This window comes from Shewanella sp. SM32 (genome assembly GCF_025654235.1).
Taxonomy (GTDB): Bacteria; Pseudomonadota; Gammaproteobacteria; order Enterobacterales; family Shewanellaceae; genus Shewanella; species Shewanella oncorhynchi.
This window is the reverse complement of record NZ_JAKKRO010000147.1, coordinates 1-1,394: the sequence shown is the minus strand read 5'-3', so window position 1 is coordinate 1,394 and position 1,394 is coordinate 1. Positions and strand designations below refer to the sequence as shown.

At 42.7% G+C, this 1,394-nt stretch carries 2 protein-coding genes; both read right to left on the bottom strand.

Going from position 1 to position 1,394, the window contains the following annotated elements; translation table 11 throughout:
• Positions 1-173 (bottom strand): transposase (locus L5M10_RS23810; protein ID WP_263148818.1); only part of this gene is annotated, 173 nt, incomplete at its 3' end.
• A gap of 185 nt (positions 174-358) precedes the next feature.
• The gene (locus tag L5M10_RS23805) at positions 359-907 is read right to left on the bottom strand and encodes a gamma carbonic anhydrase family protein (protein WP_168827558.1); all 549 of its coding nucleotides are present in this window, start codon (positions 905-907) and stop codon (positions 359-361) included.
• Between the last annotated feature and the right edge of the window lie 487 nt (positions 908-1,394).

Sequence of the window (1,394 nt, the reverse complement as noted above, 5' to 3'; positions counted from 1 at the left end):
GGTGTGCCACCCTGGCGTTCTAGTTTTAACTGTCTCACCCATTTATCCATAGTGGACTTACCAACGTTCATCGCCTTTGCAGCTTCGATGATGCTATGGTTTTTATCGAGGACTAATTGGGCTGCTTCAAGTTTGAATTCAGCACTAAATGTTTTTCTGGTTGTCGATCTCATGTGTTCACCTAAAGTCATCTACGAGGTAATAATATCACCTCTATTTAGGTGGCCAAAATTAGTGTGCCACTACACTGAATCAGCGAATAGCAAAAGGAGGTAGAGACTCAATGAGTCTCTACCTCCTTTCTTATATAGCTATAGTGACACTAAGCGACTAACTATAAGAGATTAGCTATAAGTGATTAGATGTTCTGTAACTCAACTAAGTATTCGTTTTTCAGTCTGACATAGTTGTCGGCAGATTCTGGCAAAAAGGCAATTTCGGCAGGCGTTAATGGGCGAGCCTGCTTAACTGGGCTGCCTACATATAAATAGCCACTCTGTAATACCTTGCCCGGTGGCACTAAAGAACCTGCACCTAAGATCACATCATCTTCTAAAATCGCACCGTCGAGAATAATCGCGCCCATGCCCACTAATACTCGGTTACCGACTTTGCAACCGTGAAGCATAGCCTTGTGACCAATAGTCACATCATCACCAATAATCAGTGGATGACCATCGGGACGAGCAGCTGACTTACGCGTTACATGCAATATGCTACCGTCTTGTACGTTCGAGCGTTTACCAATACGAATATGGTTAACATCACCACGCGCCGCCACCATAGGCCAAATACTGGCATCAGTATCTAACGCAATATCGCCAACAAGCACCGAAGCTTCATCTACATATACGTTATTGCCTAATTGAGGATGAATACCTTGGTAAGTTCTGAGTGGCCCTGACATAGAAAAGTCCCTAATTGAGTGGTTTTTAGCATTATAAAGGTTAAAAACTAGCGGGTCAGGTCAAATATCCAACGAACAGTGAGGAAATGACAATTATCTTAAAAATAGGGGTTGCGGACTTTCTCAATCTCCCTATAATGCGCATCCACTGACACGGCAGACAGCGAAAGCCAGCTGACGAGTTAAGTTGAATTGAGTCGCTTTTAAGCACTTAATTCAAGCGCAGCAAGAAGTTGTAAAAAACTCCTTGACGCGAAACGGGAAATGCGTAGAATACGCAGCCCTAGCCAACTGGAAGCGTTCGACGCTCAGTGTGGTACTCAAGTTCTCTTACGAATATTGAGTTGCTCTTTAACAAGATAAAACAAGAAATCTGTGTGGACACTCACAGGTGTTGAGTTAATCGAAACTGCTTAACCTTCGGGTTGGCAGTCAAAAATTTAAATCAATGTAACAATGAGTGTTCATAGTAATATGTACAGTTTGT